This window comes from Curtobacterium sp. AB7, assembly GCF_044909335.1.
Lineage (GTDB): Bacteria > Actinomycetota > Actinomycetes > Actinomycetales > Microbacteriaceae > Curtobacterium.
The window spans coordinates 110,363-124,017 of sequence record NZ_JBIYED010000001.1; the positions used below are offsets into that span (position 1 = coordinate 110,363).

10 protein-coding genes are annotated in these 13,655 nt (G+C 70.7%); 5 read left to right on the plus strand and 5 right to left on the minus strand.

Annotated features, from left to right (window positions below; translation table 11 throughout):
* The first annotated feature begins 1 nt into the window (after position 1).
* From ABH929_RS00570 to ABH929_RS00585, 4 genes are read left to right on the plus strand one after another with little or no spacing between them, the layout of a single operon-like run.
* Positions 2-853 (plus strand): ribose-phosphate pyrophosphokinase, encoded by an 852-nt coding sequence (locus tag ABH929_RS00570; protein ID WP_404559764.1) that lies wholly within the window; start codon positions 2-4, stop codon positions 851-853.
* On the plus strand, positions 850-2,430 hold the full coding sequence (locus tag ABH929_RS00575) for a nicotinate phosphoribosyltransferase (protein ID WP_404559765.1): 1,581 nt from the start codon (positions 850-852) through the stop codon (positions 2,428-2,430). The genes ABH929_RS00570 and ABH929_RS00575 overlap by 4 nt, the downstream gene beginning before the upstream one ends.
* On the plus strand, positions 2,427-3,077 hold the full coding sequence (locus tag ABH929_RS00580; RefSeq protein ID WP_404559766.1) for an NUDIX domain-containing protein: 651 nt from the start codon (positions 2,427-2,429) through the stop codon (positions 3,075-3,077). Before ABH929_RS00575 ends, ABH929_RS00580 begins: the two co-directional genes overlap by 4 nt.
* Positions 3,078-3,095: 18 nt before the next feature.
* A complete protein-coding gene (locus ABH929_RS00585; RefSeq protein ID WP_263055204.1) occupies positions 3,096-3,731 on the plus strand; it encodes a pyridoxal 5'-phosphate synthase in 636 nt (211 codons plus the stop codon).
* Between the two features lie 25 nt (positions 3,732-3,756).
* Here the strand turns inward: ABH929_RS00585 and ABH929_RS00590 are convergent, their stop codons facing one another.
* The 5 genes from ABH929_RS00590 to ABH929_RS00610 all read right to left on the minus strand — a co-directional run bounded on the left by ABH929_RS00590 (position 3,757) and on the right by ABH929_RS00610 (position 12,559).
* Positions 3,757-6,147, minus strand: a complete 2,391-nt coding sequence (locus tag ABH929_RS00590) for a GNAT family N-acetyltransferase (RefSeq protein WP_404559767.1) — start codon at positions 6,145-6,147, stop codon at positions 3,757-3,759.
* Positions 6,144-7,520, minus strand: coding sequence for a lysine N(6)-hydroxylase/L-ornithine N(5)-oxygenase family protein (locus ABH929_RS00595; protein WP_404559768.1), 1,377 nt, complete (start codon positions 7,518-7,520; stop codon positions 6,144-6,146). The genes ABH929_RS00590 and ABH929_RS00595 overlap by 4 nt, the downstream gene beginning before the upstream one ends.
* On the minus strand, positions 7,517-8,938 hold the full coding sequence (locus ABH929_RS00600; protein WP_263055201.1) for an aspartate aminotransferase family protein: 1,422 nt from the start codon (positions 8,936-8,938) through the stop codon (positions 7,517-7,519). The genes ABH929_RS00595 and ABH929_RS00600 overlap by 4 nt, the downstream gene beginning before the upstream one ends.
* A gap of 150 nt (positions 8,939-9,088) precedes the next feature.
* The gene (locus tag ABH929_RS00605) at positions 9,089-11,536 is read right to left on the minus strand and encodes a UvrD-helicase domain-containing protein (RefSeq protein ID WP_173168912.1); all 2,448 of its coding nucleotides are present in this window, start codon (positions 11,534-11,536) and stop codon (positions 9,089-9,091) included.
* A 12-nt stretch (positions 11,537-11,548) separates the two neighbouring features.
* On the minus strand, positions 11,549-12,559 hold the full coding sequence (locus ABH929_RS00610) for a glycerophosphodiester phosphodiesterase family protein (RefSeq protein ID WP_404559769.1): 1,011 nt from the start codon (positions 12,557-12,559) through the stop codon (positions 11,549-11,551).
* Between the two features lie 106 nt (positions 12,560-12,665).
* Here ABH929_RS00610 and ABH929_RS00615 point away from each other — a divergent pair, with 106 nt between their 5' ends.
* Positions 12,666-13,655, plus strand: a complete 990-nt coding sequence (locus tag ABH929_RS00615) for a DUF817 domain-containing protein (RefSeq protein WP_404559770.1) — start codon at positions 12,666-12,668, stop codon at positions 13,653-13,655.

Here is a 13,655-nt window from a genome sequence, read left to right on the forward strand (position 1 = left end):
CATGGCAGTCGAACTCAGCACCTGGGATGCCCAGGGCAACCAGACGACACCGACGTTCTCCGCCATGCGGTTCCCCGCCGGTGAAGCCCACGTCAAGGTCGCGAACGACACCGCCGAGCCGGGGGACCTCACCGAGATCGCGACCCTGCGCGGCACGAACGGCGACGACCTGATCATGCTCGGCATGTGGGCGGACGCCGTGCGACAGCGCGGCTCGATGTCCGTCGCGCTCGTCCCCTACCTGCCCGGTGCGCGGCAGGACCGCGGCCTGCCGTTCGGCGCGAAGGTCTACGCCGACATCCTCAACGGCTTCCACCTCGACCAGGTCATCGCGTTCGACCCGCACTCGCCGGTCATCGTCGGACTCGTCGACAACCTGACCGTCGTCACGAGCGAGCAGGTCGTCCGCGACGCCGTGGTCAGCGCACCTGGGTACGACGGCGGCGACCCGTACACCGGCATCATCGCCCCGGACAAGGGCGCGGTCCTCCGGGCCACCGCGGTCGCCGAGGCGTGCGGGCTGCCGCTCTACCGGGCCGAGAAGCACCGCAACCCCGACACCGGCAAGCTCGACGGCTTCACCTGCGAACCCCTGCCCGACACCGGACGGTTCCTGGTGGTCGACGACATCTGCGACGGCGGCGGCACGTTCATGGGCCTCGCCGGCTCGACGGGTCTGCCCAAGGAACGCCTCGGCCTCTGGGTCTCGCACGGCGTCTTCTCCGGTCGGGCCGCACAGCTCGCCGACCACTTCGGCGAGATCGTCACCACCGACTCGTACCCCGCGCAGAACGCCATCGACGGCCTGCGCACGATCGCACTCACCCCCTACCTGACGGAGCAGATCCGATGACGCAGACCACGAGCACCACGACCAGCACGAGCACCGGGATCGAGCCGCGCATCACCACGGCGAGCCCGATCGCGCCCCTGCTGGCCGTCGACGGCTACAAGCACTCGCACCGGCAGGTCTACCCGGCAGGCACCACCCGCATCCTGATCAACTGGACGAACCGGTCGAACGCGCACATGCCTGAGTCGACGCACGCCGTGGTGTTCGGACTGCAGGCGTTCATCCAGCGCTCGCTCGTCGAGGCCTGGGCGCCTTTCTTCGCTGCAGACGAAGACGAGGTCGTCCGGCTGTTCGACGAAGCGCTGCAGAGCTACTTCGGCCCGAACCACATCGGCACCGACCACGTCCGGGCCCTGCACCGTCTCGGCTTCCTCCCCCTCGAGATCCGTGCGCTTCCCGAGGGCACCCTCGCCCCGATCGGCGTCGCGACCCTCACCGTCGAGAACACGATCGACGAGTTCTACTGGCTGCCCAACTACATCGAGACCGCCCTGTCGGCGTCGATCTGGCACCCGTCGACGGTCGCGACGAAGGCGCTCGAGTACCGCGACCTGATGGAGGACTGGGCCGCCCGCACCGGCGCGGTCCCGGCCGGCATCGACTTCGCCGCGCACGACTTCTCGTTCCGTGGGCAGTCGAGCATCGAGTCGGCCGCAGCCGGCGGCGCGGGCCACCTCCTGTCGTTCCTCGGCACCGACTCGATGCCGTCGCTCGACTTCATCGACCGCTACTACCCGGGCGACAACGGCCTCGTGGCCGCGAGCGTGCCCGCCACCGAGCACAGCGTGATGTGCGTCCGCGGCGCCGACGGCGAGCTGGCGACCTTCGAGCAGATCCTCGACGTGTACCCGACGGGCATCGTCTCGGCGGTCAGCGACGGCTTCGACCTGTTCAAGGTCATCACCGAGACCCTGCCGCAGCTCAAGGACCGCATCACTGGTCGTGACGGCAAACTCGTCATCCGACCCGACTCGGGCGACCCGGTGGACATCGTCACCGGCACCGTGCACGGCGTCGACGAGGCGGAACTGTTCGCCGCCGACCGCAGCCACGAGCAGAAGGGCGTCGTCGAACTGCTCGACGAGATCTTCGGGCACACCGTGAACGAGCAGGGCTTCAAGGTCCTCGACCAGCACATCGGCGTCATCTACGGCGACAGCATCACGCTCGACCGTGCCCGCCGCATCTACGAGCGCCTGGCCGCCAAGGGGTACTCGAGCGACAACATCGTGCTCGGCATCGGGTCGTACACGTACCAGTACATGACCCGCGACAACCTCGGCAGCGCGGTCAAGGCCACGTGGGCACTCGTCGACGGCGAGCCCGTCGACATCCAGAAGGACCCGAAGACCGGCAGCGGCAAGAAGAGCGCGAAGGGCCGCATCGCCCTGCACCGCGACGAGACCGGCGAGATCCGGCAGACGGACCAGGCCACGGCCGACGACGAGGCGACCAGCCTGCTCCAGCCGGTCTGGGTCGACGGCCGCTTCACGCGCCTCCAGTCCTTCGCCGACGTCCGCCAGACGCTCCGCGACGAGCGTTCGGCTCGTGCCACCCGCCGGGCGGCCACCGCGTGACCGATGCCGCAGCGGCGATCCGCGACCAACCGCTCATCGCGATCGACGTCGTCCCGGTGTCCTTCGCGACGACGGACGGTCTGCGGATCGCCACCGCGCGTCGGGCGTACGCACCGTACGCCGGACGAGAAGCGCTCCCCGGCGTGCTCCTCGACGGCACCGAGATCCTCGCCGACGGCGCGCGGCGCGCCCTGCGGACCAAGACCGGCATCGGCCCGGCAGCGGTGCGACACCTCGCGCAGGTCGGCGCGTTCGACGGACCCGACCGCGATCCACGGAACGCCGCGATCAGCATCGCGTTCCTCGCGGTCATCGACCCGGCAGCGCACGCCGACGCGACGTGGCACGACGTCGGTGCGCTGCCGCTCGGGTTGCCGTTCGACCACGACCGGATCGTCGACTCGGCGCTCGAGCGCGCACGGGTCCTCCTCTGGTCGGACCTCCCGTTCACACGGGCACTCCTCGGTGATCCGTTCACCACGGCGGACGCCGCTCGGCTGCGGATCGCACTGACGGGGACCGCACCGGACCCGGGCAACCTCAACCGGACGCTCCGCACGAACACCGCGCTTGCCCGGGTCGACCTCCCAGCGAGTGCGGGACCCCGCGGGGGGCGTCCCCCGGCAGCCTGGACGTGGCAGGACTGAGCACGGTTGGGTGGAGTCATGTCCTCCTCCCTGTCCGGTGACGACTCCCTGCACCTGCCCGAGTTCGACGCACCCCCGGCGTCGCCGCTCGACCTCGCGCAGCAGTGGCTGGATGCCGCGGACGAACGCGACGTCTCCGAGCCGAAGTCGATGACCCTTGCCACGGCCGGGGCGGACGGCCGAGTGTCCGCCCGCACGGTCGACGTGAAGCGGCTCGACGATCGCGGGCTCGTGTTCGGCACCTCGACGCTGAGCCCGAAGGGTCGTCAGCTCGCCGACAACCCGCACGCGGCGCTGCAGGTCTACTGGCGCGAGACCATGCAGCAGCTCCGGTTCGAGGGCCGGGCGGTGCAGCTGTCCGACGACGAGTCCGACGCGCTGTTTGCCGATCGTTCGCCGAAGTCCCGCGCCGCCACAGCCATCGCCGACCAGTCCGCCGTGCTCGAACCGAGGACGCTGCAGGACCTGATCGACGACGCCAACGTGCTGCTCGACGAGTCCGACGACGCCGTGCCACGACCCGCCGGGTGGGTGGCGTGGCGGCTCGAGCCCGACGTCGTCGAGTTCTGGCACGGCAGCCGCGACCGCATGCACCGCCGGCTGCAGTACGTGCTCGACGAGGGCACCTGGTCGGCCACCCGCCTGCAGCCGTAGTCGAGTCCGCTCCCGCCCGCAGCCCCTACCGCCCGATCGGGTTCGGCATCGCCCCCGCCCGGATGAGCGACGACGACTGGTCCGCCAGGTCGACCATCGACAGCGTGTTCCGCAGCTGCAGCCGGTTCAGGCAGGAGTGCTCGAACGTCGGCACCCGCAGGTCCAGCGGCCGCCGGCGGTCCGGGTGCGCGGCGGCGTGCGCGTCGATGCACTCCCCCACGACCTGCCAGAACCGGCCTTCCGGCAACACTCCGTCGTCGTCGAGGATCGCCGCGACGAACCGCAGCACCCCGTCGAACACGTCGGTGAACACCGCGAGCGCGGCCTCGTCGTCGGACACCGGGTGCACGATCCGGTCGATGTCGGCGGGCACGGGACGGTCGTCGTGCCGCCCGAGCACCGCGGCCTCTTCCCCGATGTCCTTCATGACGGCACGGACCACGGCACCGTCGCGGACGACGAGCACGAGGTTCTCGCCGTGCGGCATGAACACCAGGTCGTGCACGGTCAGGCAGTGCACGACGGGCAACAGGTAGGCGTCGAGCCATCGCCGCACCCACTCGTCGGCAGGAAGTCCCGACGCCTCGATCAGCGCTGAGACGACGGCGTTGCCCGAGGCGTCACGGTGCAGCAGCGCCGCCATGGTGAGCAGCCGTTCGCCCTCCGCCAGCCGCGGCAGCGGGCTCTCCCGCCACAGTGCCGCGAGCATCTTCCGCTGCGGCGACGACACGTCGACCCGGTGGTAGGCGTCGCCGGTGTACCCGATGGCGGCGTGCTCCCGGAGCACCGAGAACCCGACCGACTCGAGTGTCGGGTCGGCGGCGACGATCGACTCGACCCAGTCGTTCACCGCCGGGGTGTTCCGCATGTACGCGGGCGACATCCCCCGCAGGAATCCCATGTTCTGCACGGCGAGCGCCGTCTTGACGTACGAGCGCGTCGGGTCCGAGTGGTCGAACGCGGTGCGGATCGACTGCTGCGGCTGGTACTCGTCCGGCCCCTCACCGAGGTCGACGAGGTCCTGCCGCCCCAGGTCGGGTGCGAACGTCACGGCGATCCGGTGCTGCCACTGCCAGGGGTGCACGGGGATCCACACGTAGTCGTCGGGGTCGAGGCCGCGGGACACGAGCACGGCCCGGAACCCATCGATGGTCTGCGGGTCGAGCTCGGCCGCCCAGTGGTCGCGCTCGGTGCGGTCCGCGGCGAGCGCCAGGTGGGTGTGCTGGCGTCGGGCGGCGAGCCACCGGTAGCGGAACCGGCCGCCGACCTCGGGCGCGAAGGCGCGGTACTCGTCGAGCCCGAACCCGATCCGCCCGTTCGCGGCGACGAACGCCGGGTGTCCTTCGGTCATCGCCGCCTCGACGTCCTGGAACGAGGCGACGGCAGCCTCGACGGAATCGCCAGTCCGCCCACGCGCGAGCTGCGCGGCGGACGGGCCACCCCGCCGGTGCTTCGCCGCGGCGCTCGCCAAGGTCGAGGCGATCTCCTCCAGGTACGTGCCGAGCAGCTCGTCCGGGATCCCGAGGACCTCGTGCAGTTCGAGCACGAGGTCCTGCGCACTGAGTGACGTCGGCATCCCAGAGCGAGTGCGCGTCAGCGAGGCTTCGTCGATCGACCAGTGCTCGAGCACGTGCTGCCGTGCGCGGAACCGGTAGGTCGAGTCCGCCGCGTCGAGCCGCCAGCCCTCCTCGTCCGGAACCGGTGCGATCAGCCGCTCGTGCGTGAACTCGGCGATGGCCTTCGCGACGAGGTGCCGTTCGGCGGGTTCCAGGTGCTCGGGTCGCAGGTGCGCGGCCGGCCCGTCGTCGTCCGTCACGCCGATCCGGTCGGTGTCGAGCACCGACAGCAGGGCCCGCTTGCCGTCGACGTCCACCTGGCGCAGCGCGCGGAACCCCACCTCGGCGTTCTTCGCCTGCACCGCGGTGTTCCGCACGTCCGGCTCGACGACGACCCGGCGTGCACCGAGGGCGTCGCGGCAGTGCTCGACGACGGCGCGCATCACGGCGCTCGTCAGTCCGTGCACGCGTCCGCCGGCAGGGACCGGTGCGACGAGCAGGTGCATGCCGACGTCGCCCGGCTCCGCCGCCCACACGTCGGTGAGCAGGACGACGGCGGGGTCGTAGGTCTCGACCAGGAAGCACGGCTCACCGTCGCGTCGGCCGAGCCACGCGGCCTGCGCCGGGTCGGCCTGCACCCCGGCCAGGTAGTCGCGGACGCCCGCCACGTCGAGGTGCCCCATCTCCCACCACGACGACGCCGGGTGGGCGAGCCACGACCGGACGACGGCGGCGTCGCGATCCGGGTCCACGGGTTCGACGGTCAGGAGGCCCGGAGTGACTCCGGCAGACACCGGCACCTCGGGCACACCGGCCAGTCCAGTGCCCGTCAGACGGGCGCCCGTCACGTGCGTGCTCATGCGGGCACCTCCGTGCGCTCGGTCGTCTGCCGGGCCGGCGCGCGGTGCGCGCCGTCGGGTGGGGTCGTGGACTGGTCCGTTGCGGGCAGGCCGAACTCCTGGAAGGCGATCCGGGCCTCCAGGCCGTACACGGGGCGACCCGTGACGGACCGGATGATCGACGCGTTGCGCCACGCACCCATGCCGAGGTCGGGCGCGGTCAGGCCGTGCGTGTGCTCCTCGGCGTTCTGCACCCAGATGCGTCCGCCCAGGGTGTCGACGTGGTGGTCGCGTGCGACGGCCAGGCGCCCACGACCGTCGCGGGCGACGAGGTGCTCGACGGGGTCGAGGAACCGCGGGACCCGCGGGGTGTACCCGGTCGCCAGGACCAGCCGCTCGACCTCGTGCTCGTACGTCTCGCCGAGCTGCTCGTGGCGGAGCGTCAGCCGGTACGTCCCCCGGTCGGCGAGCCACTCGGCGTCGACGACGCTGGTCTCGGTGCGCAGGGTCGTCGGGATCGGGCCTCGAGCGCTGATCCGGTACAGCTGGTCGTAGAGCTCGTCGACGAGGTCCGCGCTGATGCCCTTGTAGAGCCCGCGCTGCTCGCGGCCGAGGCGGTCGCGCTCCCCCTCGGGCAGGCCGTGGAAGTGGTCCGTGTACTCCGGGCTCGTCATCTCGAGCGTGAGCTTCGTGTCCTCCATCGGGAAGAACCGCGGCGACCGGGTGATCCAGTCGAGTCGGTAGCCGTCCTGGCGCAGGTCCTCGAGCAGCTCGCGGTAGACCTCGGCAGCGGACTGCCCGCTGCCGACCACCGCGATCGAGGCGGCACCGCGGAGCGCGTCGCGGTTCGGCAGGAACTCGGCGGAGTGGATGACCGGTCCGGCGATCCCACGCAGCGGGGCGGGGACCGACGGCTCCGTACCGATGCCGACCACGACGTGGCGCGCGCGGTACGTCTCGGGACCCTGATCGGTCTCGGCGTGCACCGTGAACACGTCCGTCGCCGGGTCGTGCTCGACCGCCGTGACGGACCGGCCCCAGCGGAGCGTGTCGAGCCGGTCGGCGGCCCACCGGCAGTAGGCGTCGTACTCGCTGCGCAGGGGGTGGAAGTCCTCGCGGATGTAGAACGGGTACAGGCGGCCGGTCTCCTTGAGCCAGGCGAGGAACGAGAACGGCGAGGTCGGGTCGGCCATCGTCACCAGGTCCGCCATGAAGGGCACCTGGATCGTGGCGTCGTCGAGCATCATGCCGTGGTGCCAGGCGAAGCCGTCGGCGGCATCGAGGAACACCGCGTCGAGGTCGTCGAGCGGGTCGGTGAGGCAGGCGAGGCCGAGGTTGAACGGGCCGATGCCGATGCCGATCAGGTCGTGGACGGGCTGCTCGTCGTGGCTCATCGGATCGCTCCTTCCGGGGTGGTGGTGACGGCTCGGACGCGCGCGGCCGTCGCGGCGACGTGCTCCAGCGAGGCGCGCATCTGCGCCGGGGTGGTCTCGGGGTTGAGCAGCGTCAGCTTGTTGCAGGGTCGGCCGTCGATCACGGTCTTCGCGATGAGGACCCGGCCCTCGGCGAGGAGGGCCGCACGGATCGGGGCGACGAGCGCGTCGGCCTGCTCGTCGGTCACCCCGGCCGGCTGCCAGCGGAAGAGCACGGTGCTGAGCTGCGTCGGGGCGACGAGCACCAGGTCGGGGTGCTCCTCGACGATCCGGTGGGTGGCGGCGGCGAGGTCGATGACGGCGTCGAACGCGGTGCCGATCGCGTCGGCCCCGGTCGCGCGCAGGGTGGCCCAGAGCTTCAGGGCGTCGAACCGGCGGGTGGTCTGCAGCGACTTGTCGACCTGGTTCGGTTCGGCGGCGTCCTCGGGGTTGAGGTAGTCGGCGTACCAGGCAGTCCTACGCAGGTCGGCCGGGTCACGGACGAGCAGTGCACTCGAGGACACCGGCTGGAAGAAGGACTTGTGCAGATCGGTCGTCACGCTGCGCGCCCGCTCGATGCCGGCGAGCAGGTGCCGACGCGTCGGGGACACGAGCAGTCCGCAGCCGTACGCGGCGTCGACGTGCAGCCAGACGTCCTCGAGGTCGCACACGTCGGCGATCGGCTCGATCGGGTCGATGACCCCGCGGTCGGTGGTGCCGGCGGTCGCGACGACCGCGATCGGGGTCCCGCCCGATGCCCGCGTCGCGGCGATCGCCTCCGCGAGGGCCGCCGGCCGCATCCGACCGGCGTGGTCCGTGGCGACGTCGACCACGGCCTCGAGACCGAGGAGTCGTGCCGACTTCGCGATGCTGAAGTGCGTCTCGGCCGTCGTGAACACGGTGCCGGCCACGCCGACCGATTCGCGCGCCAGCAGCAGCGCCTGCAGGTTGGACTGCGAACCGCCCGAGGTGAACACCCCGTCACCGGCAGCGAACCCGGCACGACGGGCCAGCCAATCGATCACGTGGCGTTCGATGTCGGTGCCGATGCGGGACTGGTCCCAGGTGTCGACCGACGGGTTCACCGCGGCGAGGACGGACTCGGCGGCGACCGCGGGCAGCGCGACCGGGCAGTTGAGGTGTGCGAGGTAGCCGGGGTCGTGGAACCACACGGCCTCGCGGACGAACAGGTCGTCGAGTTCGGCGAGCGCCTGTTCCGTCCCGACGGGAGCGGCGTCCAGGTCGACCGCGCGCACCCGGTCGTGCAGCGCTTCCGGGTTGGTCGCGGTCGTCGGGCGATCCACGGTGGCGAGTCGGTCGGCGAGCTGGTCCACCGTCGACCCGACGGTCGACCGGTAGCGCTCGGCGTTGGCAGTGGTCAGCAGTTCGATGGGTGTCACGTTAGGTAAGGCTAACCTCACCTGGTTTTCGGTGTCACCCGAACAGGGGTGGACTCCCAGGTCTCGGGCGTGGCGCGACGTCCTCGCACCCACGACGAGCGCACCCCGCCGGGGAACCGGCGGGGTGTACGGACGTTCAGCCGGCTCTGGCTAGAGCTTCTCGATCGGCGCGATCTTGATGAGCAGCTTCTTGCGGCCCGCGGAGTCGAACGCGATCTCGGCGATGCGCTTCGCGCCCTGGCCGGTCACCGCCGAGACGGTGCCCTCGCCGAAGTCGACGTGCTTGATCCGGTCGCCGGCGACGAGTTCCATGTCGCCGTTGTCGCGGACCTGGCCGGACACCCGGTTCGCCCACTCGGTCTTCGGGCGGGTCTTCGACGCAGCGGCCGCGCGGTCGTACGAGCCACCGCCCCAGCCGCCGCCACCGCGGTAGCCACCGCCGCCGCCACCCCCGCCGATGCCGCCCTCGCGCTTCGCGTTCAGCGCACGGGGCTGCGTGCCGCCACGGCTGTTCGCCATGCCCGGCGACTGCTTCCACTCGATGAGCCCCTCGGGGATCTCCTGCAGGAAGCGCGACGGCATGGCGACGTTGACGTCACCGAACTGGGCGCGGGTCATCGCCAGTGACAGGAACAGGACCTTCTTCGCGCGGGTGATGCCGACGTAGAACAGCCGGCGTTCTTCCGACGGGCCACCCGGCTCGTTCGCGGACATCCGGTGCGGCAGCAGGTCTTCCTCGACCCCGGTCAGGAACACGGCCTCGTACTCCAACCCCTTGGCCGTGTGCAGCGTCATGAGCGACACCGTGCCGGACGAGTCGTCGAGCTCATCCGCCGCCGCGACCAACGACACCTCGGTCAGGAAGTCCGTCAGCGTGCCCTCGGGGTTGTTCTTCTGGAACTCGCGCGTCACCGCCACGAGCTCGTCGATGTTGTCGGCCCGGGCGGCGTCCTGCGCGTCGGGCGACTTCCGTAGGTTCTCGAGCAGGTGGGAGCCGTCGAGCAGCTGGGTCAGGGTGTCGACGACCGGCTGCGTCGGGGCCTTCTCGGACACGGAGTCCAGCAGCGCCGCGAACTCGGTGATGGCGTTCCGCACCTTCGGCCCGAAGCCGAGCTCGCCCGCGTGCCGCAGGGCATCGCGCATCGTGGTCTCGTGCTCGTCGGCGTAGCGCTGCAGGGTCGTCTCGGTGACGGAGCCGATGCCGCGCTTCGGCACGTTGAGCACGCGACGGAGCGCCATCGGGTCGGCGGGGTTCGCCACGGTGATCAGGTACGCCATGGCGTCCTTGATCTCGGCGCGCTCGTAGAACTTCGTGCCGCCGAGCACCCGGTACGGGATCGCGGCGCGGATGAAGATCTCCTCGAGCGCACGGGTCTGCGAGTTGGTCCGGTAGAACACCGCCATGTCGCGGTAGTCCATGCCGTCCTCGCGCAGGCGCTGGATCTCGTCGGCGACGAACTGGGCCTCGTCGTGGCCGGTGTACCCGGTGAAGCCGACGATCTTCTCGCCCGCGCCGACGTCCGTGAACAGGTTCTTCGCCTGACGGTCGAAGTTGTTCGCGATGACGGCGTTCGCGGCGTCGAGGATGGTCTGCGTCGAGCGGTAGTTCTGCTCGAGCAGGATCACCTTGGAGTTCGGGAAGTCGCGCTCGAACTCGACGATGTTGCGGATGTCGGCCCCGCGGAACGCGTAGATCGACTGGTCCGAGTCGCCGACGACGGTCAGCGACGCTCCGGCGATCGACCCGTCGCGTTCGCGCATGCGGGCGACGTGCTGGCCGGAGTCCTCGAGCTTGTCGACCTGCTCGACCGGCACCGGACGCGTGAGTTCGCGGATCAGGGAGTACTGCGCGTGGTTGGTGTCCTGGTACTCGTCGACCAGGATGAATCGGAAGCGCCGCTGGTAGAGCGCAGCGACCTCGGGGAACGCCCGGAACAGGAAGACGGTCTGGCCGATGAGGTCGTCGAAGTCGAAGGCGTTCGCCCGGCGCAGGTCGTTCGTGTACCGACGGAAGACCTCGGTGAACATGACTTCCTGCGGGTCGTTCACGTTGATGTTGCGCGCGTACGAGTCGATGTCCTGCAGCTCGTTCTTGAGCTTCGAGATCTTCGACGCCGCGGCGCCCACGGTGAGCCCGAGCGTGTCCGCTTCGAGGTCCTTGATGATCCGCTTCAGCAGCGCCTTGGAGTCGGCGGAGTCGTAGATCGTGAACGACTGCGCGAACCCGAACCGCTCGGCCTCGCGCCGGAGGATTCGCACGCACGCCGAGTGGAACGTCGAGATCCACATGCCGTCGGACTCGCCGCCCACCAGGGCCCGGACGCGCTCACGCATCTCGGCCGCGGCCTTGTTCGTGAAGGTGATCGCGAGGATCTGCGACGGCCAGGCTTCACGGTTGGCGAGCAGCAGCGCGATGCGGCGTGTGAGGACGCTCGTCTTGCCGGATCCGGCACCGGCCACGATCAGCAGGGACTCGCCGCGGTACTCGACGGCTTCCTTCTGCTGGGGGTTCAGACCCGCGGTGAACGGGTCTTCGTACGCACGGGCACCGGCGCCCGGCTCGGGCGTCGATTCGAAGGGGTCGAGCACGATCGTCATGTTCGGGACAGTCTAAGCGGGACCCCCGACAGCCGACCGGGCGAGGACCGCCAGGTCGGTGTGGTCCGCGAACACCCCGTCGAGGCCGGTCCGGATCACCGAGGTGTACCAGCGCTCCCAGTCGCCGAACGCCGCGACGTCCCCGCCCCGGCGCAGCGGCCCGGGCAGGAACCGGTTCTCCGGACGGAGCGTCCACGTGTACACCGCGAGGCCCGCGGCGTGCGCACGGTCGACGATCGCGCTCCGGACCGGCGTCGGGTCCTCGAGCGCGACACTGTCCACCCCGGCCATCAGCGTTCCGAGGTCGACGCTGATGCCGTGGAACTCGGTCGCGAACGACGCGAGCGCGTCCTCGGAACGCTCCGCAGCGTAGGTGGGGGCGAGCGATCCGTGGGACGCGACCTCGTCGGCGGCGCTGCCACGGGCCTCCTGGAGGTACACCAGCCGACCACCCGTGTGCCGCTCGCGCAGGTCGCGGAGCACGCCCTTCTCGAAGCTCTCGACCGTGAGCCGCTCGTCACGGCGCCACCCGGCGTCACCGAGCGTGCGGTCGACGAGTTCGCCCATCGGGAAGCCCGCGCGGTCGAAGAACGCCGCGTGCTTGACCTCGGCGACCAGCCCGACCGGACGAGGCGCGGCGTCGAGGATCGCGAGCAGGTCCTCGAGGCGCAGGATCGGCTCCTCACCGTCGTGCTCGGCCGACCCGGGCCGCAGGGCGGGCAGACGTTCCCGGGTGCGGAGCGTCTGCAGCTCGGCCCAGGTGAAGTCCTCGGTGAACCAGCCGGACAGGCTCTGGCCGTCGACGGTCTTCGTCGTGCGCAGGTGCCGGAACTCCGGGTGGTCCGCGACGTCGGTGGTGCCGGACACCTCGTTCTCGTGGCGGAGCACGAGCACGCCGTCCTTCGTGGGCACCAGGTCCGGCTCGATCGCGTCGGCACCGAGCTCGATGGCGAGTTCGTACGCGCTCCGCGAGTGCTCGGGGCGGTAGCCGGACGCACCGCGGTGGGCGATCACGAGGGTCATGGCGCGACCCTACTGGGCCAGGGTGACGGCGGACCGTCCTGTGTCGCGGGACACACGCACCCGGCCGGAGCCCGTGCATCTCAGCATCGGCGCTGACCATCGCTGCATGACCGTCCGATCGCTCTCCACCGCCGTCGAGGCCAGGATCGACCGTGCCGCCCGCCGACTGCTCGACGCCGGGCACCAACCGCACCGGCCCGTCCGGCTGTTCGTCACCGAGTTCCTGGTGTTCGGCGCGAAGCAGGCGTGGGCGTGCGCGTTCGGCGCACTGCTGCTCGGTTCGATGGCCGTGGCCTCGCTGACCGTGCCGGCGGCGTTCCGGAACGACGCGCTGACCGTCGTGGCGGTGCTGCTGCAGCTCGGCATGCTCGTGTTCGGACTCGAGACCGTGCGGGAACTCCGGGTCGTCCTGCTCTTCCACGTCGTCGGCACCGCCATGGAGGTCTTCAAGACGCACATGGGCTCGTGGTCGTACGAACCCGGCGGGCTGTTCGTGATCGCCGGGGTCCCGCTGTTCTCCGGGTTCATGTACGGCGCGGTCGGGTCGTACATGGTCCGCGTGTACCGCCTGTTCGACCTGCGGTTCGACCGGTACCCGCGGCAGTGGCTGCTCGCCGTCGTCGCTGCCGGCGTGTACCTGAACTTCTTCGGGCACCACTTCCTGCCCGACGCCCGCTGGGTCCTGCTCGCACTCGTCGTGCTGCTCTTCGCCCGCACGACCATGCACGTCCGGATCCACCGGACGACGATGCGCATGCCGGTGCTCGTCGCCATGGGACTCGTCGCCGTGTTCATCTGGTTCGCCGAGAACGTCGCGACCTGGGCCGGGGCGTGGAGCTACCCCGCGCAGCTCGCCGTCTGGCACCCGGTGTCCCCCACGAAGATCGTCGCGTGGTTCCTGCTCATGACGATCTCGGTGGCGCTCGTCACCTGGCTCCACCCGGCGCTGCCGTCCGGCTCGGCGCGTTGGACAGCGGACTCTCGACGTCTTCGAGGCGTGCGTGCAGCGGGCGCCCATAGGCTGCCATCGTCAGGGCCTCCGGGCCCGCGTCCGCTCGCCGCGAATCCTCAGCCTTCCGCGACCGAGCGCACCTAG

Excerpts from the sequence above, each read along its gene's own strand:
- ABH929_RS00570 (WP_404559764.1), top strand. The coding sequence starts at position 2 with ATGGCAGTCGAACTCAGCACCTGGGATGCCCAGGGCAACCAGACGACA.
- ABH929_RS00575 (WP_404559765.1), top strand. The coding sequence starts at position 850 with ATGACGCAGACCACGAGCACCACGACCAGCACGAGCACCGGGATCGAG.
- ABH929_RS00585 (WP_263055204.1), top strand. The coding sequence starts at position 3,096 with ATGTCCTCCTCCCTGTCCGGTGACGACTCCCTGCACCTGCCCGAGTTC.
- ABH929_RS00590 (WP_404559767.1), bottom strand. The coding sequence starts at position 6,147 with ATGAGCACGCACGTGACGGGCGCCCGTCTGACGGGCACTGGACTGGCC.
- ABH929_RS00595 (WP_404559768.1), bottom strand. The coding sequence starts at position 7,520 with ATGAGCCACGACGAGCAGCCCGTCCACGACCTGATCGGCATCGGCATC.
- ABH929_RS00605 (WP_173168912.1), bottom strand. The coding sequence starts at position 11,536 with ATGACGATCGTGCTCGACCCCTTCGAATCGACGCCCGAGCCGGGCGCC.
- ABH929_RS00610 (WP_404559769.1), bottom strand. The coding sequence starts at position 12,559 with ATGACCCTCGTGATCGCCCACCGCGGTGCGTCCGGCTACCGCCCCGAG.
- ABH929_RS00615 (WP_404559770.1), top strand. The coding sequence starts at position 12,666 with ATGACCGTCCGATCGCTCTCCACCGCCGTCGAGGCCAGGATCGACCGT.